Consider the following 26,932-nt stretch of genomic DNA (forward strand, 5'->3'; position numbering starts at 1 on the left):
CGAAAATGCACTTAGTCGAGGGTAGAACCGCTGACTGCAGTACCACGCTCGGGGAAAAACAGACGCTGCAGTTCAGTACCCGGGCTTTCCGCGCGCATGAACGCTTCACCCACGAGGAACGCGTAGACGTCGCTGATTTCCATCAGTTCCACATCGGCACGGTTGAGAATGCCGCTTTCGGTAATCACCAAACGATCCCGCGGAATTCGCGGCAACAGATCCAGGGTAATCTCCAGGCTCACGTCGAAGGTATGCAGGTTGCGGTTGTTGATGCCCACCAGCGGAGTGTCGAGGGTTTTCAAGGCCCGCTCCAGCTCGTCTCCATCGTGAACTTCCACCAGTACGTCCAGGCCGACACCTTTGGCGACAGCCGCCAGCTCGGCCATTTTCACGTCGTCCAGGGCGGAAACGATCAACAGCACACAGTCGGCGCCCAATGCCCGGGCTTCGACGATCTGGTAAGGGTCGATCATGAAGTCCTTGCGGATTACCGGCAGTTTGCACGCCGCTCGCGCCTGCTGCAGGTAAGCATCGGCACCCTGGAAGTAATCGATATCAGTGAGTACCGACAGGCAGGTAGCGCCGCCCTTTTCGTAGCTTCTGGCGATATCGGCAGGTACGAAGTTCTCGCGGATCACACCTTTGCTGGGTGAGGCCTTCTTGATTTCAGCGATGACGGCAGGCTGCTTCGACTTGGCCTGGGCGATCAATGCGTTGGCAAAACCACGGGGGGCATCGGCCGCCTTGGCCAGGCTTTCCAGCTCGGCCAGACTCACACGAGCACTGCGCTCGGCGACTTCCTGGACTTTACGCGCCAGAATGTTTTCCAGAACCGTCGGTACACTCATCCTTCATTCTCCACTCTGAATACCGCGGTAAATGCACCCAGCTCCTCAAGCTTTTCCCGAGCAAGACCTGTGTGCAGCGCATCGTGCGCCAGGGCAACGCCCTCTTTCAAACTGGTGGCATGGTCGGCGGCGTACAACGCCGCACCGGCGTTGAGCACAATCATCTCGGCCGCTTTCTGACCGTTCTCGGTCTTGCGCTTGCCCAGGGCATCGCGAATCAGCTCCAGCGATGCCGCCGGACTCTCGACAGCCAGGCCGTGCAGGCTCTGGCTCTTCATGCCCAGGTCTTCAGGCTCTACCCAATACTCTGTGATCTGGTCGTTCTTCAATTCCGCAACGAAAGTCGGCGCGGCAAGACTGAATTCATCAAGGCCATCCTTGGAATGCACCACCAGCACGTGCTTGCTGCCAAGCCGCTGCAAGACTTCGGCCAAGGGACGGCACAACGCCTGGCTGAACACACCCACTACCTGATGTTTGACACCGGCCGGATTCGTAAGCGGGCCGAGCATGTTGAACATCGTGCGCAAGCCCAGCTCGCGGCGCGGGCCGGCGGCGTGCTTCATGGCACTGTGGTGGGTCTGGGCAAACATGAAGCCAATGCCGACGTTGTCGATGCAGCGCGCCACCTGGACCGGCGTCAGGTTCAGGTAGATACCGGCTGCTTCCAGCAGGTCCGCGCTGCCGCTTTTACCCGACACTGCGCGGTTACCGTGCTTGGCCACGGTGCAGCCGGCGGCCGCGACTACAAACGAAGACGCAGTCGACACGTTAAAGATGTTGGCACCGTCACCGCCGGTACCCACCACGTCGACCACACCGTCAAGAGTCTTGAGTTCGACCTTGTCTGCCAGCTCGCGCATGGCTGACACCGCGCCGACGATCTCGTCGATGCTCTCACTTTTCATGCGCATGGCCATCATGAATGCGCCGATCTGCGCATCCGTGCATTGTCCGGTCATGATTTCGCGCATCACATCGCGCATCTCGTCCGTGCTCAGGTCGAGTTGGCCGACGATACGGCTCAGGGCTGTCTTGATATCCATGGAAAGTCCTTAGCGCGTGCCGCCGGTTTGTTTGAGGAAGTTGGCGAACAGTTCGTGGCCCTGCTCGGTGAGGATCGACTCAGGGTGAAACTGCACCCCCTCGATGTTCAGCGTCTTGTGGCGCAAGCCCATGATTTCGTCGACCGAGCCATCTTCCAGCTGAGTCCAGGCCGTCAGCTCCAGACAGTCGGGCAGGGTCTCGCGCTTGACGATCAGCGAGTGATAACGAGTGACCGTCAGCGGTCGGTTCAGGCCGGCGAATACGCCCTTGTCCTCGTGGAATACCGGGCTAGTCTTACCGTGCATGACCTGGCGCGCGCGAACCACGTCACCACCAAAGGCCTGGCCGATGGATTGATGCCCGAGGCACACGCCCAGGATCGGCAGCTTGCCGGCGAAATGCTTGATGGCTTCGATGGAAATGCCGGCTTCGGTGGGTGTGCAAGGACCGGGGGACACCACGATGCGCTCAGGGTTGAGGGCTTCGATTTCGGCAATGGTGAGCTCATCGTTGCGCACGACTTTGACCTGGGAGCCGAGCTCACCAAGGTACTGCACAACGTTGTAGGTAAAGGAGTCGTAGTTATCGATCATCAGCAACATGGCGCTGGGAACCTCTTGAATTCACTGATTTTTGAACATGACCTTCAGATGATTACCCGCAGGGCGCTGCGCTTTGTCGGGTGCTGGAGTGGCGCCAGCGAAGCGGCAGGTAAAACGGGCAACGAAGGTCAATCGGTACAGGTCCGGCGAGGCCGGCAAAGAATTCAGGCGCGCCAACGCCAGCGGGCGTGTGCCTTGATGACTTGATCCAGGAGTTTGCTGATGATCAACACGGGGAAGGTCTCATTCATACGTCTTGGCACAGTAACTTAGCTGGGCGGAGCGTGCAATATCGCGGTGACGCCCGCAGGCGAATCATTAGAAGGGATCGCGACGGATGGCGAAAGGCCGGTTTTTTTTGGTACTGTCGTTTCGTTCACTACAACAATAAATAAACGGACTTGCTCATGATCAAACAGACGCTGTTTGTACCGCTCGCCGGATGCTTGCTCGCAATGGCCTGCACCCAAGCGATCGCCGCTCCCAACCCATACTCCAATTTTGTCGTGTTCGGCGACAGCCTCAACGATGCCGGGACCTTTACCGATTCGGGCGGGCCGGCAGGTGCGACCCAGCGCTTCACCAACCGGACGGGGCCGGTTTATCAGGATGGCAGCGGCGAGTCGCGCTCGCTCAACTCTACCCAATTGCTGGGTGGCCGACTCGGGTTCTCTGCCGACGAAACCGCAGCGTCGACGTCGGCCGTGCGGGCCAACCAGGGTTTGGCGGATGGTAACAACTGGGCGGTCGGCGGCTACCGCACCGACCAGATCCTTGACTCGATCACCACCCAGTCCGCTACAGGGGAGCGCACCCGGGTCGGTTATCTGCCGTCGAACAATTTCCAGGCTGACCCAAACGCGCTGTACTACCTCTCAGGAGGTGGTAACGACTTCCTTCAGGGGCGCATCCTCAACCCCGCCCAGGCGAACGCCGCCGCAGACCGCCTGGCCGACAGTGTGCAAGTGCTGCAGACCGCCGGCGCGAAATACGTGATGGTCTGGTTGCTGCCGGACATCGGCCTGACGCCGGCCATCAATGGCACCGGCCTGCAAACGGCCGCCACCCAGCTCAGCAATCAGTTCAACCTGCAGCTGGTGCAGCGCCTGCAGGGCATCAACGCCGAAATCATCCCGCTGAACATCCCCCTGCTGCTGCAGGAGAGCTTTGCGGATCCGGGACGTTTCGGCCTGGCGACTGACCAGAACCTGACGGCAACCTGCTTCAGTGGCAATGGCTGTACGGAAAACGCTACCTATGGCATCAACAGTGCAACGCCAGACCCGACCAAGCTGATCTACAACGATGGGGTCCATCCGACCGAAGCCGGGCAAAAGCTGATCTCCGATTACGCCTATTCCCTGCTCGCCGCGCCATGGGAGCTGACGCTGCTGCCGGAAATGGCCCACGCCACCTTGCGCGCGCATCAGGACGAACTGCGCAGCCAATGGCAATCGGACTGGGAAGACTGGCAAGCGGTCGGGCAATGGCGAGCGATTGTTGCCGGCGGCGGCCAGCATCTTGACCTCGACAGCCAGAGCAGCAGCGCCAGCGCCGACGGCAGCGGTTACAACCTGAATGTGGGCGGCAGCTACCGGCTCAATGACGCCTGGCGCGTAGGTGTGGCCGCAGGTTTCTACCGGCAGAACCTGGAAGCCGGCAATAACGACTCGGACTACAAGCTCAATAGCTACCTGGCTACGGCATTTGCCCAGTTCCAGCAGAACCGCTGGTGGGCGGATGCTGCACTGACAGGCGCAAAGCTGGACTACGACAACCTCAAGCGCAAGTTCGACCTGGGCGCCAGCGAAGGTGCCGAGAAAGGCGATACTGACGGGCATTTGTGGGCATTCAGCACGCGCATTGGCTACGACATTGCCCAACCAGGCAGCGAGTGGCACCTGTCACCGTTTGTCAGTGCCGATTACGCCAAGGTGGAAGTCGACGGTTACTCGGAGAATAGCAATCGCGCAACCGCGTTGAGTTTTGATGACCAGACCCGTAACTCGAAACGCCTGGGCGTTGGCCTGCAGGGCAAGTACCAGATCACCTCGCAAACCCGGGTGTTTGGTGAGTATGCCTACGAGCGCGAGTACGAGGACGATGTGCAGAAGATCAACATCGCCCTCAACAGCTTGCCGGCCAATGATTTCACCCTGCAAGGCTATACCCCGCAGAGTCATTTAAACCGGGTGAATCTGGGGGTAAGTCACAACCTCACCAGAGACCTCGCACTGCGCGCGAGCTACATCATTCGCAAGGATGACGACTTTACCCAACAAGGCGTAAACCTGGGTGTGGCGCTGGATTTCTGATCCGCCGGTCGACAGGCAAAAAAAAGCGGCGCCCTTTCAGGCGCCGCTTTTTTTTTGGGCCCCCCCCTTTGTGTCAACTCATGCGTCCGGGGTTTGCTCGGCCAGCGCCACCGCGCGGAACATGGCGCGTCGCTTGTTCAACGTTTCTTCCCATTCCAGTGCCGGCACCGAGTCGGCAACGATCCCGCCACCGGCCTGCACGTGCAGCTCGCCATCCTTGATCACCGCCGTGCGGATCGCGATGGCGGTGTCCATATTACCGTTCCAGGCAAAATAACCCACCGCTCCACCGTAGACTCCGCGTTTGACCGGCTCCAGTTCGTCGATGATCTCCATCGCACGAATCTTCGGTGCGCCCGATAAAGTGCCAGCCGGCAGAATTGCCCGCAGCGCGTCCATCGCGGTCAGCCCGGCTTTCAATTGCCCGGTGACGTTGGAAACGATATGCATCACGTTCGAATAACGCTCGATGACCATCTTCTCGGTGAGTTTCACCGAGCCGATTTCCGATACGCGACCGGTGTCATTACGTCCCAGGTCGATGAGCATCAAGTGCTCGGCGATTTCCTTGTCGTCGGACAGCAGGTCCTGCTCCAGCGCCAGGTCCGCTTCTTCGTTGGCGCCCCGTGGACGGGTGCCGGCGATCGGGCGCACGGTGATCAGGTTGTCTTCGACCCGCACCAACACTTCCGGTGAACTGCCAACGACGTGGAAATCACCGAAGTTGAAGAAGTACATGTAGGGCGTCGGGTTGAAGCAGCGCAGCGCCCGGTACAGATCAATCGGTGCCGCCTTGAAGTCGATCGACATGCGCTGGGAAGGTACGACCTGCATGCAATCACCAGCGAGGATGTATTCCTTGATGGTGTCGACGGCTTTTTCGTAATCGTCCTGGGTGAAGCTGGAGCGGAACACCGGGTCCGCCGCTTGCTGCTTGCTGAAGTCCAGGCCACGGCGCGGAGTGATTGGCTGGCGCAGTTGCTCCAGCAACTCCTGCAGGCGTGCCTGTCCCTGCTCGAATGCACCTTCCTGCGCTGGATCAGCCAGGACAATGGCGTGCATCTTGCCGGCCAGGTTGTCGAAAACCACCACCGCATCCGAGACCATCAGCAGGATATCCGGCACGCCCAGCGGGTCCGGGTTCGGGCACTTGCCCAGGCGTTTCTCGACATAACGCACGCAGTCATAACCGAAATAACCCACCAGGCCGCCATTGAAGCGTGGCAAACCAGCAATGGTAGGCACGTTGTAGCGCGCCTTGAATTCTTCGACGAAGGCCAGCGGGTCTTGCGTCTCGTGGGTTTCGATTTCGACTCCGTCGTGGGTCACGCTGACGTGGTGATCATGCACCCGCAACACAGTGCGGCACGGCAGGCCGATGATCGAATAACGGCCCCACTTTTCCCCGCCCTGCACCGATTCGAGCAAGTAGGAGTTCGGCTGGTCGGCCAGTTTCAGATAGATCGACAGCGGCGTATCGAAGTCGGCCAGGGTTTCGCAGGCCAGGGGAATGCGGTTATAGCCGGCAGCGGCCAAACGCAGGAATTCTTCGCGGATCATGGGGTAGCCTCGTGGCTTGAGGTGCTAACAGTCAGGTATGCACACGCGCCGGAAAGCCGGCCAGAATCGAGTCAGGCGCGCCAACGCCAGCGGGCCAGGGCCTTGATGACTTTCATCCAGAGTTTGCGGGTGACCACCACGATGGCGTTTCCATTTGGGGATTGAACAGCGTCGGGCAACGTTATCCCAGAGGCCGTATCCAGGCAACCGGGAATTAGCTTGCGCAGGTCGTCAATCACCAGTGCCGGCGATTCTTCGGCAATAGGCCGGCCGTGGTTATAGCCGTAGCTCAGCGCGACGCACTTGACCCCTGCCGCTTTCGCCGCCAGCACGTCGCTGCGCGAATCACCGACGAACAACGACTGCGAAGCCGGAATGTTGGCCATTTTCATCACAAAGAACAGCGCGGCCGGGTCGGGTTTTTTTTGCGGCAGGGTATCGCCGCCGATGATCCATTTGAAATAGCGACCGATCTTCATCTGGTCCAGCAGCGGCGCGACGAAACGCTCCGGCTTGTTGGTGATCAGCGCCATTTCCACGCCCTGCTTGTGCAACCATTTGAGCGTGTCGCGAACTCCAGGGTAGACCACCGTGAGCTCATGACTCTCGCTGTAGGCTTGCATGAAGATATCCAGCGCGCCTTCGGCTTCACCGTCATCTACCGTTGAGTGATCGATGTCACCGGCCAGCGCACGTCGTACCAGCACCGGCGCGCCGTTGCCGACCCACCTGCGCACCGACTCGAGGCCCGCAGGCTGGCGGCCGAGCTTGAGCAGCATGTTGTCCACGGCGACAGCCAGGTCGGGGACCGAATCGATCAGCGTGCCATCCAGATCGAACATCACCAGGCGCGGCAACGCCCCTGGGAACAGCTGCTCAAAGCCACTCATGGACGGGTCAACGCCAGTTCGGAGCGCATCTTCTCGATCACTTCCTGGTAGTTCGGCGCGTTGAAGATGGCCGAGCCGGCGACGAAGGTGTCAGCTCCCGCCGCCGCAATTTCACGAATGTTGTTCACGTTCACGCCGCCGTCGATTTCCAGGCGGATGTCGCGACCGCTGGCATCGATCAGTGCCCGCGCTTCGCGCAGCTTGTCGAGGGTGCCAGGAATGAACTTCTGCCCGCCGAAGCCGGGGTTGACGCTCATCAGCAAAATCATGTCGACCTTGTCCATCACGTACTTGAGTACGTCGAGCGGAGTCGCCGGGTTGAACACCAGGCCAGACTTGCAGCCGCCTTCGCGGATCAGTTGCAGGGAGCGGTCGACATGCTGCGTCGCTTCCGGGTGGAAGGTGATGTAGGTCGCGCCGGCTTCGATGAAGTCGCCGACTATGCGGTCTACCGGGCTGACCATCAGGTGCGCGTCGATAGGCGCGGTCACGCCGTATTTACGCAGCGCCGCGCAGACCATCGGACCAATGGTCAGGTTCGGCACGTAATGGTTGTCCATGACGTCGAAGTGGACGAAGTCGGCGCCAGCGGCCAGGACGTTGTCCACTTCCTCGCCCAGGCGGGCGAAGTCGGCGGAGAGAATCGACGGAGCAATTACGAAGGGCTGCATGACGCACCTTTTCTGAGCAGAATCACGATGGCGCGCATTGTATACCTCATGCTTTGACGCGTGCGACGTGACTGCGATGATCAGTAAGCCGCCCGGTAGATCTTCTCGATATCGACGGCGCCCAATTGACGAGGATTGTTGCGCATCAGGCGTTCGATCCCCGCGGCTTCCACGGCCATGGCCGGGATCGCATCCTCGGGAACGCCGAAACTGCGCAGGCCCTGGGGAATTTCAACCGCAGCGCACAATGCCGCCATTGCCTCGACGGCTTTGTGCGCGGCCTCATTGGCACTCAGATGAGCGGTCCGGACCCCCATGGCCTCGGCAATATCCTGCATTCGCTCTACGCAGGCCATCTTGTTCCACGTCATGACATGGGGAAGCAACAACGCATTGCTGACGCCATGGGCGATATTGAAGCGCCCGCCCAACGGATACGCCAGTGCATGCACTGCACCGACCCCGGCATTCCCGAACGCCATGCCGGCCATCAGGCTGGCAGTGGCCATGTCTTCGCGGGCCTGCAGATTGGACGGGTTGGCGTAGGCCTTGGGCAGCGCCCCGGAAATCAGCTTGATCGCGCCGATGGCCAGGGCATCGGTAATGGGCGAAGCATTAACCGAAAGGTAGGACTCGATGGCATGCACCAGCGCATCGACGCCGCTCGCTGCCGTGACGCCGCGCGGACAGGTCAGGGTCATCTGCGGGCTGACCAGCGCCACGTCCGGCAACAGATAGTCGCTGACAATTCCTTTTTTGAGCTGTGCGACCTTGTCGGACAGGATCGCCACATTGGTCACTTCCGAGCCGGTACCGGCAGTCGTGGGGATGGCGATCAACGGCGGGCCTTTGCGGGGCACCTGGTCGACACCGAACAAATCCTCAAGCGCACCGTGATAACCGGCATAGGCTGCGACACTCTTGGCGATGTCGATCGCACTGCCACCACCCAGGCCGATGAGCCCGTCGTGCCCGCCTTCGCGATAGACCTGCATGCAATCTTCAACGATGGCGATTTCCGGATCCGGCAACACCCGGTCAAAGATCTCATAAGTGCGACCGCCCAATTGCGCCAGCGCGAGCTCGACTGTGCCGGATTTAACCAGCGCAGCGTCGGTGACGATCAGGGGGTGGTCGATGTCCAGCCGGGTGAGCTCAGCGGCCAGCTGCTCGATGGCACCTGCACCGGTGATCAGTTTGTGGGCAATTTTGAAAGAGGAAAGACTCATGTGCGCAGCCTCTTATAGGTAGGAGCTGGGCAACAATAGTAGCTGGGGATTGGAGGTTGTCTTGTATTCAGGGTGTGAATGACCTGGGACACTCAATCCCGCACAAACCCTCTGTAGGAGCTGCCGAAGGCTGCGATCTTTTGACCTTGATTCCTAAGATCAAAAGATCGCAGCCTTCGGCAGCTCCTACAGGACGGATCGTGTCAGACCTGTGCGGTCCGCAGTTTTTCGCTGCGCCCGCGCAGCCATTCCAGGGTCAGCAGCAGGATCACCGAGAAGGCGATCAACAGCGTCGCAGCTGCGGCAATCGTCGGGCTGAGGTTTTCGCGAATCCCGCTGAACATCTGCCGTGGCAAGGTCGCTTGTTCAGGACCGGCCAGGAACAGCGTCACGACCACTTCATCGAACGAAGTCGCAAAAGCAAACAGCGCCCCGGAAATCACCCCCGGGGCAATCAACGGCAAGGTCACACGACGGAACGCAGTCAGCGGCGAAGCCCCCAGACTTGCTGCGGCGCGCACCAGGTTCTGGTTGAACCCCTGCAACGTCGCCGACACGGTGATAATCACAAAGGGCACACCCAACACCGCGTGCACCACGATCAGCGAAAAGAAACTGTTGCCCAGCCCCAGTGGTGCGAAGAACAGATAACTCGCCACGCCAATGATCACCACCGGCACGACCATCGGTGAAATCACCAGGGCCATCACCAGCGCCTTGCCCGGGAAATCGCCCCGGGTCAGGCCGATCGCTGCCAGTGTGCCGAAGATCATTGCCAGCACCGTGGCCGCCGGGGCCACGATGATGCTGTTCTTCAGCGCCCTCATCCACTCCGCCGAAGCGAAGAAGTCGTGGTACCACTGCAGCGAGAAGCCTTGCAGCGGATACACCAGGAAACTCCCCGAGTTGAATGACAGCGGGATGATCACCAGCACCGGCAGAATAAGGAACAGCAGGATCAGACCGCAGAGAATCCGCAAGCTGTAGAACCACACCCGTTCGATGGGCGACATGTAAGGACTCAGCATTTCGTTCTCCCCTTAGCTCAGGCGCAGGCGACTGGCGCCCACCAGCCAGCTGTAAATCAGATAAAGCACGACGGTCGCCAACAGCAGCAGCCCACCCAGTGCGGTCGCCATGCCCCAGTTGATACTGGTATTGGTGTAGAAGGCGACGAAGTAGCTGACCATCTGGTCGTTCGGGCTACCCAACAACGCGGGCGTGATGTAGTAACCGATGGCGAGGATGAACACCAACAGGCAACCGGCACCTACACCGGCATAGGTCTGCGGGAAGTACACCCGCCAGAAACTGGCGAACGGATGGCAGCCCAGGGAAATCGCCGCACGCATATAGGTAGGCGAGATGCCTTTCATCACGCTGTAGATCGGCAGGATCATGAACGGCAGCAGGATGTGCACCATCGAGATGTAGACCCCGGTACGGTTGAACACCAGTTCCAGCGGCTTGTCGATGATGCCCATGGCCATCAGCCCGCTATTGATCAGGCCGCCCGATTGCAGCAACACGATCCATGCTGCGACTCGCACCAGAATCGAGGTCCAGAAAGGCAACAGCACCAGAATCATCAACAGGTTGCTTTGCCGTGAAGGCAGGTTGGCCAGCAGGTAAGCCAGTGGATACGCCAGCACCAGGCAGATCGCCGTGATGACCAGACCCATCCAGAAAGTACGGGCGAAGATGTCGAGGTAGATCGCCTGGTCGGGAGTGGCCGGGGCGACTTCGCCGAGGTCGTCGATGCGGTGATCGACGGCCGCCAGCAGGTAATAAGGCGTGATGTTGCTGGTATTGCGGCGCACGGCTTGCCAATAGGCTGGGTCGCCCCAACGCTCGTCGAGGCTTTCCAGCGCTTCTTTATAAGAGGCTGGTTCCGTGGCGAACGGCAAGGCACGCGCAGTCTTGGTCAACAGGCTGCGGTAGCCGGCCAATTCCATGTTCAGGCGCTTGGACAGGTCACCCAGGGTCTGATTCTTGCGCGCTTCGGCAAGGTCTTCGCTGGCGGCTTTATAGACCGGTTCAGCGGGCAGGCCTCGACCATCCCAACTGGCGATGGCAGCCACGGTGCGCGGCATACCGCCGACCACCTCCGGGTTGCCAACACTTTTATAGAGCAGCGCCACAATCGGCACCAGGAACACCAGCAGCAGGAACAGCACCAGCGGCGCGATCAAGGCTTGCGCTTTCCAGCGGTTGATCCGCTCGGCGTGCTTGAGCCGCTGCTTCAAGGTGGGGTCAGTGCCCGCGTTCAGGGGAATGGCGGTGGCCATGGCGTACTCCGGAAATCTTTGGATGGGCGGCATCACCGAAGTAATGCCGCATTACATCAACATTCATGAAACACGCCGCCCCCTGTAGGAGCTGGCGCAGCCTGCGATCTTTTGGCGGCCTTGAGATCGCTGGAGATCAAGATCAAAAGATCGCAGCCTTCGGCAGCTCCTACTTGGCCGCCCAGGAATTGAAACGCTGCTCCAGTTGCTCACCGTTGTCAGCCCAGAAGCTGACGTCGATCTGCACCTGGTTGGCGATGTTTTCCGGGGTGGTCGGCATGTCCTTCAGGACATCCTTGGCCAGCAACGGTACGGCCTGGGTGTTGGCCGGGCCGTAGGCGATGTTTTCCGAGTAGGTCTTCTGCTGCTGTGGCTGCACCGAGAACGCGATGAATTTCTTCGCCGCTTCAGCACGCGCCTTGTCCAGACCTTTAGGAATGGCCCAGGCATCGAAGTCGTAGATGCCACCGTTCCACACGACCTTCAGGTTGCTTTCCTTCTGCACGGCAGCGATGCGGCCGTTGTACGCCGAGCTCATGACCACATCACCCGAGGCGAGGTACTGCGGCGGTTGTGCGCCCGCTTCCCACCACTGAATGCTTGGCTTGAGCTCGTCGAGCTTCTTGAACGCGCGGTCCTGACCGTCTTTACCCGCCAGCACTTTGTAGACGTCCTTGGGCGCTACGCCGTCGGCCATCAAGGCGAATTCCAGGGTGTACTTGGCGCCTTTACGCAGGCCACGCTTGCCCGGGAACTGCTTGGTGTCCCAGAAATCCACCCAACTGGTCGGCGCGGTTTTGAGCTTGTCGGCGTTGTAGGCCAGCACGGTCGACCACACAAAGAAGCCTACGCCGCATGGCTGGATGGCGCCCTTGACGTAGTCTTCGGTCTTGCCGAACAGTGCCGGGTCGAGTTGCTCGAACATGTCTTCGTCGCAGCCGCGGGACAGTTCTGGCGATTCAACTTCCACCAGGTCCCAGGACACGCTCTTGGTGTCGACCATGGCCTTGACCTTGGCCATCTCGCCATTGTATTCGCCCGCCACGATCTTGCCGTTGCCCGCCGCTTCCCAAGGTGCGTAGAAGGCTTTGACCTGCGCCGCCTTGTTCGCCCCGCCAAAGGACACGACAGTCAGGTCGGGACCTGCCGCCATTGCGTGTGCCGCACCGATCATGCCCATGACCAGGGCGGTGAATTTCAGGGATTTCAACATTTATATTGTTCTCCACGTGCAGGGTTGGTGTTGCAGGGGGCGATTAATTCGCCTCTAGAAGTGGGTCGAGCGCGCGAACGTGTTCGACTTGCCAGCCAAGCGGTACTACGTCGCCAACGGCCAGCGCGGGATCGAGCTCGGCAATCGGCTGTTTAACAAAGAAATCGGTCTTGCCGCAGACCTCCAGGCGTACCCGGACGTGGTCGCCCAGGTAGATGAATTCCGCCACCCGTCCTGAGAAGCGGTTGACGCAGGATTCGCTCGAACCGTTGAGGCTTATGCGCTCCGGGCGAATTGACAGCGTGACTGGCTCGCCGGTCTTGCCGACGTTCACTGCCAGGGCTTCAACCTTCTCGCCACGGCCCAACTCGACCACGCAGCGGTCACCGGTGTGGCTGTGCAGGCGGCCATTGAGGCGATTGTTCTCACCGATAAAGTTGGCGACGAAGGTGTTCTTCGGCTCTTCGTAGAGGCTGCGCGGCGGGGCGATCTGCTGGATTTCGCCTTGGTGGAACACGGCCACGCGGTCCGACATGGTCAACGCTTCTCCCTGGTCGTGGGTCACGTAGACCACGGTCACGCCCAAGCGCTGGTGCAGATGCTTGATCTCCATCTGCATGTGTTCGCGCAGTTGTTTGTCCAGTGCGCCCAGCGGTTCGTCCATCAGCACCAGTTGCGGCTCGAACACCAGCGCCCGGGCCAGGGCCACGCGCTGCTGCTGGCCACCAGACAGTTGCGCCGGATAGCGTTGGGCGAAGGCGTCGAGCTGAACCATGCTCAGCACTTTTTTCACCTTGTCGCTGACATCACTTTTGTTCAGGCCGCGCACGCTCAGCGGGAACGCAAGGTTCTCGGCGACCGTCATGTGCGGAAACAACGCGTAGTTCTGGAACACCATGCCGATGTCACGCTTGTGCGGCGGCACGTTGTTGATGGAGCGCCCGGCCAGCAGGATTTCGCCAGCGGTCGGGGTCTCAAAACCGGCGAGCATCATCAGGCTGGTGGTCTTGCCGGAGCCGGATGGCCCGAGCAACGTGAGGAATTCGCCTTTGCGAATATCCAGGTTGAGGTCTTTGACGATCAGGTTCTCGCCGTCGTAGCTCTTTTGCACTCCACGAAAGCTGACCAGAATGTCGCTGGCCCCTGCGCTTGAATCGACCTGGCTCATACCCACACCTTTGTTGTTGATGACTGCTGTGGACTAAGCCTAGTGGACGCTGGGGACCACGCAAATCGGGGGGCAGGAGAGAATCGCCTCAGCCGGCTGGAAGGTTGGGGGTAGGGATTGCCCTACAAGGATGGCGCGTTTGGGCAAATACACCGGCACCTTGCCAGCTACAGGCTTGAAGCACAGGTAAAAGCGGCTTGAAGGAATGTCGCAGATAGATATGTCGCCACATATCCCCGTACGGGTCTCAGCGCAACTAGAGCAGTTTGTGTTCCATCGCGTACTTCACCAGCTCCGCCAGGGAGGTGATGTTGAGCTTCTGCATCAGCCGCGCCTTGTGGGTGCTGATGGTTTTGCTGCTCAGCGCCAGTTGCTGGGCAATGTCGTTGACGTTGGCGCCCTGGGCCAGGCGCTCGAACACCGAGAATTCACGCTCCGACAGCAGCGAATGCAGCGGCCGCGAATCGGTCAGCCCCACCTCGAAGACCATTCGGTCAGCCAGGTCGGGGTCAATGTAGCGCCCGCCCGCTGCGACCTTGCGGATGGCCGTCAGCAGCAGCGCCGGGTCACTGTCCTTGGTCGCGTAGCCTGCCGCGCCTACTTTTAAAGCGCGGGCAGCCATTTGCGCCTCGTCATGCATCGATAGCACCAGGATGGCCGGGGGGTTGTTCAGCGCCCGAATCCGCGGAATGGCTTCCAGCCCATTGACCCCGGGCATGGAGATATCAAGCAGCACCACTTCGCAGGGAACATGACGCAGGGTCTCGAGCAACTGCTCGCCATTGCTCGCCTCCCCTACCACCAGCAAGTCTTTGGCCAGGCCGATCAACTGCTTGATGCCTTCGCGGACAATGGTGTGGTCTTCAGCTACCAGTACACGGATCACAGTGTTCTCCATTCTTCTTGTTTCAGATCCAGGATCATTCGCGGGCAAGCCCGCTCCCACAGGGAGACCGGTCGGGACACAGACCCCCATTACACTGCGACTACCGTGGTAGCGGACTTGCTCGCGAAGGCCTCATCGCTGACAACCCAAACCTTCAGGCCCCATCCAGCGGCACTCGCACCATCAGCGTCGTACCCTCACCCGGCTCGCTCTCAAGCGACAACTCGCCGCCCATGATCAACACTCGTTCGCGCATGCCCACCACGCCAAAGGAAGTAGGCCGACCGGTTGAGGCGACAAATCCTGCGCCATCATCGCTGACTGTCATGAGCAACGCGTTGCCCTCGCGCACCAGCGTCAGTTCGACAGTATGCGCCTGAGCATGACGCATGACATTGGTCAACGCTTCCTGAAGGATCCGGAACAGGCCAATGGCCATGGCGTCGCTGAGCACTGGCAGGTTGTCCGGCACCTGCACCAGGCAGGGAATATGGGTGCGCGCCTCGAAGCGCCGGGCCTGCCATTCAATCGCCGAGGCGATCCCGGCGTCGAGAATTGGCGGGCGCAACGCTGTCGCCACGTCCCGCACCAGCTGGAACAGCTGTGCAATCAGGCGCTTCATACTGTTCAAGCGATCCTGCAGGCCAGGATCAAGCTGCGCGTAGGACAGTTCGCACATCGAGGTCTCCAGCTTCAGCACGGTGAGCATTTGCCCCAGCTCATCGTGGACCTCCCGGGCGATCCGCGCCTTCTCCTCTTCCCGCACGCTTTCCAGGTGCGCGGACAACTCCCGTAGCTGCTCGCGCGAGCTGGCCAGCTCCAGTTCGATGCGCTTGCTCTCACTGATGTCCCAGACGATGCCATCCCAGACGTAGGCGCCGTCTTCCAGTTGACGGGTAATCGCCTTGATCTCGGCCCAGCGCTGTTCGCCCTGGCGGGTAAGTATTCGTCCTTGCCATGACCAGTCGCTGTCGGTGTCCAGCGCCAGGTCCTGGGTCCGGTGGTAGCTGGCCTTGTCATCCGGATGCACCAGGCTGCGCAGACCCTTGTCGCGATGGGCGAGAGTCGCCGGGGAGTAACCGACCAGGGTTTCGCTGCCTTCACTGATGTAGGCAAAGTCGATCTGCCCTGTCACCGGTGCCCGCTCCAGACGAAAGACCAATCCCGGGACGTTGGCGGCAATCCCCTGCAGCCGCGCTTCACTTTCCTGCAGTGCGGCCAGGGCACGGCGACGTTCAGTGACGTCGTTGAGGTAAACCACCAGGTACTCGCCTTCGCGAAATCGCAGGAAGCTCAACGACACGTCCGTTGGCAAGATACTGCCGTCCGCCCGCACGCAGTTGGTTTCGAAACTTTGCGGCCCCTCCTCGCTGGCACGGGCTCGCTTCCACAGGTTCAGCCAGCGATCCATGTGCAGGCCGGGTTCGAAATCGATCAATGGCCGGTCAATGATTCCGCCGGCGGCATAACCCAGCATGGTCTCGGCTGCGCGGTTGGCATAGCGCACATGGCTGTCCCAATTCACCCACAGGATGCCGACCGTACTTTGATCGATGGAAAACTGCGTGAGCCGCAGCGCTTCTTCGCTGGCTGCACGCAAGGCAATGTCTTCACGTGCCGCGACCAGCCGCTGCTCCAGGCTGTGCTGTTGGCGCCGTTGCCAGAAGACGATGGCCATGCTGCTGAACATCAGCACCGCAAACAACAGACACAGGTTTTGCCAGAAGCCTGGCGACTCGGCCAGCCGAGGGTATTTGGGCTGCAGCCACTGGTTGTGCAACTGCTCGAGGTCCTTGGCCGGAATCGCCCGCAACGCCGCCTCGACGATGCCTGCCAGCTCAGGCCAGTCACGGCGAGTCGCAACCCGCAGCAACTGCGGCAAGCCAATGTCACCCACCACCACCAATCCGGCAAACTCCGGTTCGGCGGACAATCGACCGAGCTGCGCCTCATCGACTACTGCGTAGCTGGCCTGCTGGCTGAGCAGCAGTTGCAAGGCCTGGCGCTCGATCGGCACGCCCTGCAAATTCAGATGCGGGTAATTGCCGCGCAGGTAGTCAGCGGTCGCACCAGGCATGCGCACCGCCACCCGGGTCTGGCTATCGAGTTTTTCCAGCTCTACCACGCCAGCGCTCTTCTGATCACTGACCACCAGCTGGGGCACCCGCATATAAGGGTCGGAAAACTGCCATAGCCGCAGACCTCCCGGCGTTTGCGTCAGTCCAGGGGCAATGTCGATTTCGTCTTCTCGGGCCGCTGCCTCCAGTTGCGCCAGGTCGGGGAAATTGCGCCAGCTCAATTCGACCTTGAGGGATTTGGCCACCCACTTCATCAGCTCGACATTGACCCCGGACAGCCGCTGCAAGCGCCGATCGTATTGGGCATAAGGCGTTTGCAGCACCACCCCGACGCGCAATTCGCCATGACTGGCCAACCACTGGCGCTGCGCCGGCGACAGTTGCGCAAGATGCTCGGGGGGCGCGGAGGCCGCCCAACCCGCCAGGGAAAAGCACAGACAGGCAATCATTAACAGGCAGCGCACAACCATCATTAAAGCCCCACACACTGACAAATACTGACTAACCCATTAGGCTGCCGGAATCACTTCTGGCCTGGAATATCCGATGCCCATTGTCTACCGCCTGGCACTGCCAGCATTGTGCCTGTCGCTGATCCTGCCTTGCGCGTTTTCCGTCAAGGCGGCCGACCCGGCCCCTGCTGCTGATTCCCCTGCTGCATCTGCGCCAACACAACGCCAACCGCTGCTTGAGCGTAGTCAGGAAGACGCGGCCGCACTCGAACGCACCTTGCCCGCGCAGGAACAGCAACAGCTGCAAGCGGGCAGCGAGACCTTCCTGGCGCTGTGGAAGCCGGCGAATACTGCAGAGCCCAAAGGTGCGGTGATTATCGTCCCGGGCGTCGGCGAGACAGCTGACTCACCGCAAGCGATCGGCCCATTGCGTCGTAAATTACCGGATGCCGGCTGGAGCAGCCTGAGTATCACCTTGCCGGACCTGCAAAGCGACGCCATTGCCCCTCGCGTCCTCGAAGTGCCCCCGGCGATCAAGGCCCCTGACACAGGGACCAAGGATTCGACCACTTCCACGCCCATCGAACAGGCCGCCGGCGGCGAGGCCGATGTGGCAGACAAGGCTGTGGTCGAAAGCGTCGACGAACAGCGAAGGGTCGATGCCGAACGGATTTTCGCGCGAATAGACGCGGCAGTGGCCTACGCCGAAGGGCAAAGCGCTCGCAGCATCGTCGTGCTGGGACATGGTACCGGCGGCTACTGGGCAGCCCGATACCTGAGCGAGAAGCAGCCGCCGCAGGTCGAGAAGCTGGTCATGGTCGCGGTCAAGACGCCGGCATCCACCAAGCCCGAGCTGGTCGAGCTGACCTCGACGCTCAAACTGCCCACCGCAGACATTTTCTACATGGACAAGCCGCTCGACCGCGATGAAGCGCTCAAGCGATTGCACGCGAGCAAGCGGCTGAAGACGGCAGCGTTCAGCCAGGTTTCGTTGAAAGCCTTGCCAGGAAATGCCAAGGATCAACAAGAGCAACTGGTCCGCCGGGTGCGGGGTTGGTTGAGCCCTCAGCCGGCGGATTGAGATCGCTAGCGAAAATCCCGACGCTGACGGATCACCGTGTAGGCGTTATGCAACTCACGGGTTTTGTCCGTCGCCTCGCGCACCTGCGACGTGGTGGCCCCACTGCCGGCGATCTTGTCCGGATGATGCCGACTCAGCAGGCGACGGTAGGCGCGCTTGATCTGCGCCGGCTCACTGGTAGCCGACACCCCCAGCAGCCGCATCGCGTCCTGATAGGTCAGCGCGCTGCTGATCGCAGGTCGTTTCTGCGGTTCATATTCGCTCGCCAGGGCCTGCACCTGCTGTGGTGTCCAGCCCAGCCAACGACCCCACTGGGCAATCAGCTCCAGCTCACTGCGACCGGCACGCCCATCCGCCCAGATCATGCGCCAACAGGCGCGCAACACGCCTTCGGCAGCGAAAGGTTGGGCGCTCAGGCGTTGCAGGTATCCGCGCAGCCGGTCATGTCCTGATTTGCCGCGATTGAATGCGACAATCGCCCGGCGTTGCGCGGACTCGGTCATTTCCAGCGATCGCATCTCCTCTCGGGCCTGCTGAATGTGACCTGCCACCACCTGTCCATCGCATTTGGCCAACCGCCCGAGCAGGATGAACAGCAGTTCATCGTTGCGCAGGACTGGCCGGCCGCCGAGCTTTTCCCGCAAGTGTCCCCAGCTCTGCAGCTGTAGACGCCGGTCCAGCGCCTGCCCCAATAGCGCGCCGAGCATGGCCCCCGGAATGCTGGCGATGGCAAAGCCCGCCCCGGCTCCAATCAGAGTCCCTGGCCACAGCATCTCAGCGACTCGCTTCTATCAGGGTTTCCACTTCTGCCAGGCGCTCGTGGGTGCCGACATCCACCCAGAGTCCATTGAGGCGTTCACCAGTCACCTGCCCCTGCGTCATGGCCGCGCGCAGCAACGGCGCCAGCTTGAACGCACCCGCTGAGCAATTTTTGAACAACTGCGGGTGCAGCACCGCAATCCCGCTGTAGGTCAGAGTCGCATCATCTGCTTGCCCATCGCGCACCAGCCCGTCGCGCAGGCTGAAATCCCCGGCCGGGTGATGCGCGGGGTTGTCCGCCAGTACCAGGTGCGCCAGGCCTTCGATGGGGCGATTCAACACGCTGAAGTCATAGTCGGTCCAGATATCGCCGTTGACCACCAGGAAAGCATCGTCACCCAGCAATGGCAGCGCCCGGAAGATGCCGCCGCCGGTCTCCAGCGGTTCGCCTTCGGGCGAGTAGTGAATCCGCACGCCGTATTGCGATCCGTCACCCAGGTAATTCTCGATCTGCTGGCCGAGCCAGGCATGGTTGATCACAATCTCGGTAAAACCGGCAATCGCCAGCGCCTTGAGATGATATTCGATCAACGGTATGCCGCCGGCACGCACCAGCGGTTTGGGAGTGGTCAGCGTCAGCGGGCGCATCCGTTCGCCCTTGCCTGCCGCGAGAATCATCGCCTTCATGCTTGAACTCCGGCACGCAAGCTATCAAGCAATGCACCCAGATCCGCCAGTTCCGGCCGGCGAGCGACCACAGCATCTATATAAGCAAAGAAGCGCGGCACGTCGGCCAGGTAGCGGGGCTTGCCATCACGGTGACAGATGCGGGCGAAGATGCCGATGACCTTCAGATGACGCTGCACGCCCATCAGGTCGCTGGCGCGCAGGAAGCTTTCGAAGTCCGATTGCACCGCAATGCCCAGGGCACCGGCCTGCTGCCAGTAATCTTCGAGCCAGCCGCGTATGCGTTCTTCGGGCCAGCTGAGAAAAGCGTCTTTGAACAGGCAGGTGACGTCATAAGTGACCGGGCCGTAGACCGCATCCTGGAAATCCAGCACGCCGGGATTCGGTTCGCTGAGCATCAGGTTGCGCGGCATATAGTCGCGATGCACCAGGACTTCTGGCTGCGCCAGCGCACTGTCGATCAACAGGTCGCTGGCCTGCTGCCACAGTGCCTGCTGGGTGGAGTCGAATTCGACGCCCAGTTCGTGCTTCACATACCAGTCCGGGAACAATTCCAGCTCACGGCGCAGCAAGGCCACGTCATAACTTGGCAGCGGCGCCACCATTGGCAGTTGCTGAAAGGCCAGCAAGGCTTGCAAGGCATCCTTGAACAAATCGTCGGCATTTTCACTGTCGATCACGTCCAGGTAGGTCTTGTTGCCCAGGTCATGGAGCAAAAGAAAACCGCGTTCCAGGTCTTCGGCGTAAATTTTCGGCACATTGATGCCGGATTTCGCCAGCAAAAAAGCGATGTCGACGAAGGGTTTGCAGTTTTCCTGGGGCGGCGGCGCATCCATCACGATAAAGCTGCGGCCCGCACCCTCCCAGCGGAAATAGCGCCGAAAACTCGCATCGCTACTGGCCGCAGTCAACGTGGCTGGGGGTACGGCTCCCCAGCCCTGCTCTGCAAAGAGGGTGGCCAACTGTTCTTCGAGCCAAACTTTCAGGTGTTGCAAACGTACATCTTGGTCAGGCATTGCAAGGGTCTCCGACGGCGCTAGCCGTCAAGCGGGTCATGCTTTATTATCCAGCATCTTTTTCAGACCATCGAGAGGCGTGCGGCCCACACCGCGGGCAGATGGCACGCAGGAAGCCCGGACTAATAAGATGGCATTGAAATCCCCCGCGTTTCGTAAAAAATTTCCGTTGTTGGTTACCGGCAGTCTGCTGGCCCTTCAACCTCTAGCCACTTCGTTCGTGGTCGCCGCGGAACAGTATGACTGCTCAGTCTCTGCTTCGGGTGCCTGGGACTGTGCGCCAAAATCCCCAGCCGCTGCTTTGCCACCTCGCCCCGTCCATGACGGCAGCGCGGTGAGTGCAAGCGGCGAGACGCCTGCCGACAGCGGTACGAGCGACGACACCGGCGCCAAACCGGCACTGGTGACCGAGGCCAAGGGCCGCGGCCTGAAGTCTCGCAGTGCAGACTACAGTCACCTCGACTGGGTTCCGCGCGAGAACCTCACCGCAGCGCAATTGGCTGAAACCGGCCCTTACTGCTCGGGTTCCTATATCGAACCCACTCGTCCTGGCATGAATGACAAGACGAATAAAAGTGACGCCCCGACCTTTATCGGCGCCAAGGCCTCTCGCTATAAGCAGGAAGAACAGGTTGCAGCGCTGGCCGGTGACGTCGTCATGCGCCAGGGCAGCATGCAGGTCGAAGCCGACGAAGCCAACCTGTACCAGGCCGAGAGCCGCGGCGAGCTGAGCGGCAACGTGCGCATCCGCGACAATGGTGCCCTGATCGTTGGCGATCACGCCGATGTACAACTGGACACCGGTGAAGCCAAGGTCGACAACGCCGAATACGTTCTGCACAAATCCCGTATCCGCGGTAGCGCCCTGTACGCCAAGCGTGCCGAAAACGCGATCATCCGCCTCAAGGACGGTACGTACACCACGTGCGAACCGAACAGCAATGCCTGGCAGCTCAAGGGTAATAACATCACCCTGAACCCGGCCACCGGCTTCGGAACCGCGACCAACGTGACCTTGCGGGTCAAGGACATTCCGGTCCTGTACACGCCGTACATCTATTTCCCGATCGACGACCGTCGCCAGTCCGGCTTCCTGCCGCCGACCATCGGCACGGGCACCGATACCGGCTTCATGCTGGTGACGCCTTACTACTTCAACCTGGCACCGAACTACGACGCCACGTTGTACCCACGCTACATGAGCAAGCGCGGCCTGTTGATGGAAGGCGAGTTCCGCTACCTGACGCCGTCCAGCGAAGGCCAGTTCGGCGCCGCGTACCTGAACGACGACGACACCGAGCGCAGCAAACAGACCGACTACGAAAAAACCCGCTACATGTACAACTGGCAGCACAAGGGTGGTCTCGATTCGCGGGTACTCACGCAGGTTGATTACACCAAGATCAGCGATCCTTATTACTTCCAGGATCTGCAGACTGACCAGATTGGCGTGAAAAGCGCGGATTATGTGAATCAGCAGGGGTCGGTTACGTACCGCGGTGATAGCTATACCGCTCGCGTGAATGCTCAGGCTTATCAGTTGGCGACTGTTTCGGACATCACACCGTACGATCGCCTACCTCAGGTGACTTTCGATGGAACACTGCCGTATAACCCCTCCGGGCTGGATTTCTCCTACAACACCGAAATCGTTCGGTTTGATCGAGATCTTAAAACAGGTAGGTTTATTGATGAAGACGGCGGACCGTTTAATGCGGATGGGACCGTCGGCACTGATCGGCTTGACACCAAAGTCTTCGGTCTTGCTCGGGCGAACGGTACTCGCCTAAATCTCGCCCCAACTGTGAGCCTGCCGATGAACGCGAGTTACGGCTTCTTGAAGCCGTCGCTGAAATATCAATACACCCAATACGATCTCGATCTCGATGGTACCGGCAAAGCAGATATCGCCAACCAAGGCTCCGAAGGTGATCGCCTCAACGGCACCTATGACCGCAATCAGAATCGAGCCGTACCAATCGCCAGCATTGACAGCGGTCTGTACTTCGACCGGAAAACCAGCTGGTTCGGTAAAAACTACAACCAGACGCTCGAGCCGCGCCTGTTCTATCTGTATGTTCCGGAAAAGGATCAGGCTGATATTCCAGTGTTCGACACCAGCGAGTACACCTTCAATTACTCGTCCCTGTTCCGTGACAACCGCTTCTCCGGGTCCGACCGGGTCGGCGACGAGAACAAACTTTCCCTGGGCATCACCAGTCGCTGGATCGAAGAGAACGGCTTTGAGCGTCAACGCATCAGCGTTGGCCAGGCGCTCTACTTCAAGGACCGTGAAGTCCAGTTGCCGGGTATCGATGCCAAGACCCGTGATGACGCGAAATCCAATGTTTCGCCTTACGCTCTGGAATATGAATACCGCTGGAACCGTGACTGGCGCACCACTGCCGATTACAACTGGGACCCGGACAGCCGCAGCCCTCGCTCGGGTAGCGCGATGTTCCACTACCAGCCTGAAGACAACCCGAACAAGGTCATCAACGCCGGTTATCGCTATCGCAATGACCAGGTTCGTTACGACCAGACCACGGGCAAATGGGCTGTGGGTGGCGGTGACTACGGCACCCCTGGCACGCCGGGCTACGTGAAGGACTACTACAAGATCCAGCAGCACGACTTCTCGGTTATCTGGCCGATCGTGCCGCAATGGAACGCTATCAGCCGCTGGCAGTATGACTACAACCGCAACCGTACCCTGGAAGCCTTTGGTGGCTTTGAGTACGACAACTGCTGCTGGAAACTGCGCGTGATCAACCGTTACTGGGTTGACTACGACGAAACCAGTCAAGACGCTCCGCAAAACGAAAAAGGCGACCATGGCGTCTTCCTCCAAATTGTTCTGAAGGGACTCGGCGGCCTCACCGGCGCCAAAGTAGAGAGCTTCCTCGACAAAGGCATCCAAGGTTATCGTGAACGTGAAGACCAAGCTTTCTGATTGTCTGCGCCCGCTCATGCTGGGCGCGCTGTTCCTGGGTACCGCGGCCAACGCCGCGGTGCAGTCCATCGATAGAGTGGTGGCCATCGTCGATAACGACGTGGTCATGCAGAGCCAGCTGGATCAACGGGTTCATGAAGTTCAGCAAACCATCGCCAAGCGCGGCGCTGCCGCGCCGCCGCCTGGCGTGCTGGACCAGCAGGTTCTTGAGCGCCTGATCGTCGAAAACCTGCAGTTGCAGATCGGCGAACGCTCCGGCATCCGCATTACCGATGAAGAACTGAACCAGGCTGTCGGCACCATCGCACAGCGCAACAACATGTCGGTGGATCAGTTCCGCGCCGCACTGACACGTGACGGCCTGTCCTACGATGACGCACGTGAGCAGATTCGTCGCGAAATGATCATCAGCCGCGTGCGTCAGCGCCGTGTGGCGGAGCGCATCCAGGTGTCCGAGCAGGAAGTGAAGAACTTCCTCGCTTCCGACCTGGGCAAGATGCAGCTGTCCGAAGAGTTCCGCCTGGCCAACATCCTGATTCCTACACCGGAAAGCGCCAACTCTGAAGCGATTCAGAATGCTGCCAAGCAGGCAGACTCGGTCTACCAGCAGCTCAAGCAAGGCGCTGACTTTGGTCAATTGGCCATCGCCAAATCCGCCAGCGAAACAGCACTGGAAGGCGGCGACATGGGCTGGCGTAAAGCTGCTCAATTGCCACCACCGTTCGACCGCATGCTCAGCACCATGGCCGTGGGCGACGTGACCCAGCCAATGCGCACACCAGGGGGCTTCATCATCCTGAAGATCCTCGACAAGCGTGGCGGTGAAGCCCAGGTGCGTGACGAAGTGCATGTACGCCACATCCTGGTCAAGCCAAGTCCGATCCGTGACGAAGCGAAGACCAAGGCACTGGTCGAGTCGCTCTACACCCGTATCGAGTCGGGCGAAGATTTCGCCGAGCTGGCAAAAAGCTATTCGGAAGATCCGGGTTCCGCCCTCAACGGCGGCGACCTCAACTGGATCGACCCGAACGCCCTGGTGCCAGAGTTCCGCGAAGTGATGGCCAATACCCCGCAAGGCAAGCTGTCCAAGCCGTTCCAGACCCAATATGGCTGGCACGTCCTGGAAGTCCTGGGTCGCCGCGCTACCGACAGCACCAACCAGGCCCGCGAACAGCAAGCCATGACCGTACTGCGTAACCGCAAATACGACGAAGAGCTGCAAACCTGGCTGCGTCAGATCCGTGACGAAGCGTACGTCGAGATCAAACTCCCTGGTGCAGACCAGGCAGCGCAGTGAACCCCAAACGTTTCGCGCTGACACCCGGCGAGCCGGCCGGCATAGGTCCTGACCTGTGCCTGCTACTCGCCTCGCAAGCCCAGCCACACCCCCTGATTGCCATCACCAGCCGTGACCTGCTCATTGAGCGGGCCGCGCAACTGGGAGTGGCCGTTAATCTGCTGGCAGTGACACCGGACAGTTGGCCAGACGCCCCGGCGCCAGCCAACAGCCTGTATGTGTGGGACACCCCGCTCAATGCCAAGGTCACTGCCGGGCAACTGGACAAGGCCAATGCCGCCTTCGTCCTGGAAACCCTGACCCGCGCTGGCCAAGGCTGCCTGGACGGGGATTTCGCCGGCATGATCACCGCCCCGGTACACAAGGGCATCATCAACGAGTCGGGCATCGCCTTTTCCGGGCACACCGAATTTCTCGCTGACCTGACCCACACGGCACAAGTGGTAATGATGCTCGCGACCCGTGGCCTGCGCGTGGCGCTGGTCACCACTCACCTGCCGCTGCGCGAGATCGCCGACGCCATCACGCCTGAGCGCCTGGAGCGCGTGACACGTATCCTGCACACCGACCTGAAAGAGAAATTCGGCATCGCCCAGCCACGCATCCTGGTTTGCGGTCTCAACCCGCACGCCGGTGAAGGCGGTCACCTGGGCCATGAAGAAATCGACATCATCGAACCTACATTAGAGCGCTTGCGCGGTGAGGGCATGGACCTTCGCGGCCCCCTTCCCGCCGACACTCTGTTTACCCCCAAATATCTGGAGCACTGCGACGCAGTGCTGGCGATGTACCACGACCAGGGCCTGCCGGTGCTCAAGTACAAAGGCTTCGGCGCGGCAGTCAATGTGACCCTCGGCTTGCCGATCATCCGCACGTCGGTCGACCACGGCACCGCCCTGGACCTGGCCGGCAGCGGCAAAATCGACACCGGCAGCCTGCAAGTCGCCCTGGAAACCGCCTACCAGATGGCAGAGACCCGTTTATGACCGAGCATTACCAACACAAGGCGCGCAAACGCTTTGGCCAGAACTTCCTGCACGATGCCGGCGTCATCGACCGCATCCTGCGCTCCATCCATGCCAAGGCTGAAGATCGCCTGCTGGAAATCGGCCCCGGCCAGGGCGCGCTGACCCAAGGCCTGCTCAGCAGCGGCGGCCAGCTCGACGTGGTGGAACTGGACAAGGACCTGATCCCGATCCTCAACCAGCAGTTTGCCGGCAAGAGCAATTTCAACCTGCACCAGGGCGATGCACTGAAGTTCGACTTCAACAGCCTGAACGCAGCGCCTGCCAGTCTTCGGGTGGTCGGCAACCTGCCGTACAACATCTCTACCCCGCTGATCTTCCACCTGCTGCACAACGCCCACCTGATCCGCGACATGCACTTCATGCTGCAAAAAGAAGTGGTCGAGCGCATGGCGGCAGGCCCGGGGGGCGGAGACTGGGGCCGTTTGTCGATCATGGTTCAGTATCACTGCCGGGTCGAGCACCTGTTCAATGTCGGCCCTGGCGCGTTCAATCCGCCGCCCAAGGTTGATTCGGCGATCGTGCGTCTGGTGCCTCACGCGGTGCTCCCGCATCCGGCAAAAGACCACAAGCTGCTGGAGCGCGTGGTTCGCGAAGCCTTCAACCAGCGCCGCAAGACCCTGCGCAACACCCTCAAGCTGCTGCTGAGCAATGACGAAATCGAAGCCGCCGGCGTGGATGGCAGCCTGCGTCCGGAGCAACTCGACCTGGCCGCCTTCGTGCGCCTGGCCGACAAGCTCAGCGAGCAGGTACCCCAGGCGCCTGCTGCCGACTGACCAGCGATGAGCGCTATCGGGTAGGACGCCAGTCTGGTTTACTACCCGGTACTTGGCCTAGACTGACTCCCTCAGCTACGCCCCGCGTCCC

At 60.5% G+C, this 26,932-nt stretch carries 22 protein-coding genes; 6 read left to right on the top strand and 16 right to left on the bottom strand.

The window, feature by feature from the left end:
- Positions 1-11 precede the first annotated feature (11 nt).
- Genes trpC through HYI44_RS19135 form a run of 3 tightly spaced genes read right to left on the bottom strand, consistent with a single transcriptional unit; the run spans position 12 to position 2,497 of the window.
- Positions 12-848 (bottom strand): indole-3-glycerol phosphate synthase TrpC, encoded by an 837-nt coding sequence (trpC, locus tag HYI44_RS19125; protein WP_122841269.1) that lies wholly within the window; start codon positions 846-848, stop codon positions 12-14.
- Positions 845-1,894: an anthranilate phosphoribosyltransferase gene (trpD, locus tag HYI44_RS19130; RefSeq protein WP_045059987.1), complete on the bottom strand. Its 1,050-nt coding sequence runs from the start codon at positions 1,892-1,894 to the stop codon at positions 845-847. Before trpD ends, trpC begins: the two co-directional genes overlap by 4 nt.
- Before the next feature lie 9 nt (positions 1,895-1,903).
- A complete protein-coding gene (locus HYI44_RS19135; RefSeq protein WP_007980194.1) occupies positions 1,904-2,497 on the bottom strand; it encodes an aminodeoxychorismate/anthranilate synthase component II in 594 nt (197 codons plus the stop codon).
- A gap of 407 nt (positions 2,498-2,904) precedes the next feature.
- Between HYI44_RS19135 and estP the strand changes: the two genes are divergently transcribed.
- Positions 2,905-4,812 (top strand): esterase EstP, encoded by a 1,908-nt coding sequence (estP, locus tag HYI44_RS19140; protein WP_225570207.1) that lies wholly within the window; start codon positions 2,905-2,907, stop codon positions 4,810-4,812.
- Between the two features lie 78 nt (positions 4,813-4,890).
- On the opposite strand, the gene trpE is transcribed toward estP, so the two are convergent.
- The 10 genes from trpE to HYI44_RS19190 form a co-directional block, all read right to left on the bottom strand.
- Complete coding sequence (trpE, locus tag HYI44_RS19145; RefSeq protein WP_122841266.1) at positions 4,891-6,372, bottom strand: anthranilate synthase component I; 1,482 nt, start codon at positions 6,370-6,372, stop codon at positions 4,891-4,893.
- A gap of 71 nt (positions 6,373-6,443) precedes the next feature.
- On the bottom strand, positions 6,444-7,262 hold the full coding sequence (locus HYI44_RS19150) for a phosphoglycolate phosphatase (protein WP_122841265.1): 819 nt from the start codon (positions 7,260-7,262) through the stop codon (positions 6,444-6,446).
- Positions 7,259-7,933 (bottom strand): ribulose-phosphate 3-epimerase, encoded by a 675-nt coding sequence (gene rpe / locus HYI44_RS19155; protein WP_028621492.1) that lies wholly within the window; start codon positions 7,931-7,933, stop codon positions 7,259-7,261. Before rpe ends, HYI44_RS19150 begins: the two co-directional genes overlap by 4 nt.
- Before the next feature lie 80 nt (positions 7,934-8,013).
- Positions 8,014-9,162: an iron-containing alcohol dehydrogenase gene (locus HYI44_RS19160; RefSeq protein ID WP_225570208.1), complete on the bottom strand. Its 1,149-nt coding sequence runs from the start codon at positions 9,160-9,162 to the stop codon at positions 8,014-8,016.
- Positions 9,163-9,365: 203 nt separating this feature from the next.
- A complete protein-coding gene (locus HYI44_RS19165) occupies positions 9,366-10,190 on the bottom strand; it encodes an ABC transporter permease (RefSeq protein ID WP_122841263.1) in 825 nt (274 codons plus the stop codon).
- Positions 10,191-10,202: 12 nt separating this feature from the next.
- Complete coding sequence (locus tag HYI44_RS19170; protein ID WP_045059980.1) at positions 10,203-11,450, bottom strand: ABC transporter permease; 1,248 nt, start codon at positions 11,448-11,450, stop codon at positions 10,203-10,205.
- A gap of 169 nt (positions 11,451-11,619) precedes the next feature.
- Positions 11,620-12,663 (bottom strand): ABC transporter substrate-binding protein, encoded by a 1,044-nt coding sequence (locus tag HYI44_RS19175; protein ID WP_045059979.1) that lies wholly within the window; start codon positions 12,661-12,663, stop codon positions 11,620-11,622.
- 43 nt (positions 12,664-12,706) lie between these two features.
- Complete coding sequence (locus tag HYI44_RS19180; protein WP_045059978.1) at positions 12,707-13,831, bottom strand: ABC transporter ATP-binding protein; 1,125 nt, start codon at positions 13,829-13,831, stop codon at positions 12,707-12,709.
- Between the two features lie 256 nt (positions 13,832-14,087).
- Entirely contained in the window at positions 14,088-14,729 is a 642-nt protein-coding gene (locus HYI44_RS19185; protein ID WP_205940127.1) for a response regulator transcription factor, read from the bottom strand.
- A 142-nt stretch (positions 14,730-14,871) separates the two neighbouring features.
- Entirely contained in the window at positions 14,872-17,268 is a 2,397-nt protein-coding gene (locus HYI44_RS19190; RefSeq protein WP_122841262.1) for a PAS domain S-box protein, read from the bottom strand.
- A gap of 73 nt (positions 17,269-17,341) precedes the next feature.
- On the opposite strand from HYI44_RS19190, the gene HYI44_RS19195 reads away from it, so the two are divergent.
- Positions 17,342-18,328, top strand: coding sequence for an alpha/beta hydrolase family protein (locus HYI44_RS19195; protein WP_201148896.1), 987 nt, complete (start codon positions 17,342-17,344; stop codon positions 18,326-18,328).
- Between the two features lie 5 nt (positions 18,329-18,333).
- Here HYI44_RS19195 and HYI44_RS19200 read toward each other — a convergent pair whose 3' ends face one another.
- From HYI44_RS19200 to HYI44_RS19210, 3 genes are read right to left on the bottom strand one after another with little or no spacing between them, the layout of a single operon-like run.
- The gene (locus HYI44_RS19200; RefSeq protein WP_122841260.1) at positions 18,334-19,101 is read right to left on the bottom strand and encodes a DnaJ domain-containing protein; all 768 of its coding nucleotides are present in this window, start codon (positions 19,099-19,101) and stop codon (positions 18,334-18,336) included.
- A 1-nt stretch (position 19,102) separates the two neighbouring features.
- Positions 19,103-19,774 (bottom strand): N-acetylmuramate alpha-1-phosphate uridylyltransferase MurU, encoded by a 672-nt coding sequence (murU, locus tag HYI44_RS19205; protein ID WP_201148895.1) that lies wholly within the window; start codon positions 19,772-19,774, stop codon positions 19,103-19,105.
- Complete coding sequence (locus tag HYI44_RS19210; RefSeq protein WP_225570209.1) at positions 19,771-20,790, bottom strand: aminoglycoside phosphotransferase family protein; 1,020 nt, start codon at positions 20,788-20,790, stop codon at positions 19,771-19,773. The genes murU and HYI44_RS19210 overlap by 4 nt, the downstream gene beginning before the upstream one ends.
- 130 nt (positions 20,791-20,920) lie before the next feature.
- Between HYI44_RS19210 and HYI44_RS19215 the strand changes: the two genes are divergently transcribed.
- From HYI44_RS19215 to rsmA, 4 genes are read left to right on the top strand one after another with little or no spacing between them, the layout of a single operon-like run.
- Positions 20,921-23,743, top strand: coding sequence for an LPS-assembly protein LptD (locus tag HYI44_RS19215; RefSeq protein ID WP_225570210.1), 2,823 nt, complete (start codon positions 20,921-20,923; stop codon positions 23,741-23,743).
- A complete protein-coding gene (gene surA / locus HYI44_RS19220) occupies positions 23,724-25,040 on the top strand; it encodes a peptidylprolyl isomerase SurA (RefSeq protein ID WP_045059971.1) in 1,317 nt (438 codons plus the stop codon). The genes HYI44_RS19215 and surA overlap by 20 nt, the downstream gene beginning before the upstream one ends.
- Positions 25,037-26,026 carry a 4-hydroxythreonine-4-phosphate dehydrogenase PdxA gene (gene pdxA / locus HYI44_RS19225; protein WP_122841256.1) on the top strand — a complete coding sequence of 330 codons (990 nt, stop codon included), beginning with the start codon at positions 25,037-25,039 and terminating at the stop codon, positions 26,024-26,026. The genes surA and pdxA overlap by 4 nt, the downstream gene beginning before the upstream one ends.
- Positions 26,023-26,841: a 16S rRNA (adenine(1518)-N(6)/adenine(1519)-N(6))-dimethyltransferase RsmA gene (gene rsmA, locus HYI44_RS19230; RefSeq protein WP_122841255.1), complete on the top strand. Its 819-nt coding sequence runs from the start codon at positions 26,023-26,025 to the stop codon at positions 26,839-26,841. Before pdxA ends, rsmA begins: the two co-directional genes overlap by 4 nt.
- The last annotated feature ends 91 nt before the right edge of the window (positions 26,842-26,932 follow it).

This window comes from Pseudomonas sp. Y24-6 (assembly GCF_020295325.1).
In the GTDB taxonomy this organism is placed as follows: domain Bacteria; phylum Pseudomonadota; class Gammaproteobacteria; order Pseudomonadales; family Pseudomonadaceae; genus Aquipseudomonas; species Aquipseudomonas gregormendelii.